The 1595-nt window shown below is 45.3% G+C and carries 1 protein-coding gene; it reads right to left on the bottom strand.

Going from position 1 to position 1595, the window contains the following annotated elements; genetic code table 11:
- Window positions 1-34: 34 nt before the first annotated feature.
- Window positions 35-1468 carry an IS66 family transposase gene (locus HMPREF3034_RS00860; protein ID WP_062432442.1) on the bottom strand — a complete coding sequence of 478 codons (1434 nt, stop codon included), beginning with the start codon at window positions 1466-1468 and terminating at the stop codon, window positions 35-37.
- Window positions 1469-1595 lie beyond the last annotated feature (127 nt).

Raw genomic sequence — 1595 nt, 5'->3', positions numbered from 1 at the left:
AGGTAACTATTCAGCGATAGGGCATGACAAGCCGTCAAGCCCCGAATAAGGCTTGAATAGCATTGAACGGTGTTTGGTTGTGTTTCTTGGCAGTTTCAACGATTGAATGTAATTCGAGAAATGCGTCTGCTCCTAAGTCTGAGCGGAATGTACAAGAGTTCTTCAATTTTATTTTCAATTTGCGTATTCCCCGTTCACTTCCGTTGTTGTCAGACGGTATCAATGGGTCTTCAAGAAAGTTGAAGATGTAGTCACGGCATTTTATCAATCCCTTCTTGACGGTTTCAAACTTTTTGCCAAGACTGCTAACATTTATTTTAAGCAGACTGTCCAAGCGTTCTGTCCATGATGTCTTGGGGATTACTGTCGATGGGTTAGTGTTCCTCTCATGTATGGCTTCACGGAACAAGTCGGTTATCTTTCCTGACCAATTCTGCTTGGTATTCAGTTCCGACATATACTGTAACTCCCGCAGCAAATGCGCAAGGCAAACTTGATGATTGAGGAAATGAAGCGCAAAGTATGCGCTATGGCGGTCTGTTACGGCTGTCATGCGTTCCAGACTGTCGCCTAACTTGTCTGTCAACACTTTTGAGCTTCTGCCATCAGCACGGAAAAGCAAGGTGTAATAAACAGTCTGCGCAATCCATGCCCAGTCAAGACGCTTGTTGCAATAGCATCCGCTCTCGTCGAAACCGACAACACTTGACGACATGACATATTCCTTGATTTTCTCAATGGCAGGCTGTGCATTTCTTTTGGCTTCCCTCACCCAGTTTACAAGCGAGCCTTCACTCGGAGCAACCCCGAATACCTCACGCAAAAAACTTGCTATACGGCCGTACGGAAGGAACTGCACGACACTGAGATACACGACAAGTGACTTTACGCTTGCATCGTAAATCACATCGTTGGACTTGCGCCTTGGTGCGGTACGGATGCGTTCGCCACAACTCTTGCATATCATAACATAGTGGCGTATCTCCTTGACTACCGGCTTCAGCTCTGGAATTGAGATTACTTGCGTTACATAGTCAAGTACACGCTCTGCATCGGCAAGAGACTCACCACAGTTAGTGCAGTATTTGGGAGCATCGTACACTATCTCGTTTGGCATGGAAGAGCAGGATAGTTTATGCCCGTCATGCCCTTCCTGACCGCCAGGCTTCTTGCCGCTAGGCTTGCGGAGAGTCTTCGTTCTTCTAACGATTTCGTCTTTCATGCTCTCCTTGCTAGGCGGAGTGCTGCTGTTGCCGGAATTTTTCTTGGGCTTCTCGTATTTAGACAGGCGTTCTTTTAGTCTTGCATTTTCTTCGTCCTTCTTGCGTATTTGACGATTAAGAGATTCTATGTTACGGTTCAGCTTGGCAATCTCAGCATACTGCAGACCAATGGTTTCACGCATCAGCCGCATCTCGGTCGTCATGTCTTGCAGTACTTTTGATATGTCCGTAACTTGCTCTTTCATAGGTATAAAGGTACAAAAAACATCTCACATACACAAGAAATAAAGACACTTTGTTTTGTCTTTTAATAGGTCTTTTCCTGTTTATTTCAAACGTGGATTAAGGTGCAAGGTGTCGCTGAATAGTTAC

It is taken from the genome of Prevotella sp. DNF00663 (assembly GCF_001553265.1).
In the GTDB taxonomy this organism is placed as follows: Bacteria; Bacteroidota; Bacteroidia; order Bacteroidales; family Bacteroidaceae; genus Prevotella.
This window is presented reverse-complemented; position numbering and strand designations above follow the sequence as displayed.

Coding starts and splice junctions, on each gene's coding strand:
- HMPREF3034_RS00860 (WP_062432442.1), bottom strand. CDS start 1,468: ATGAAAGAGCAAGTTACGGACATATCAAAAGTACTGCAAGACATGACG.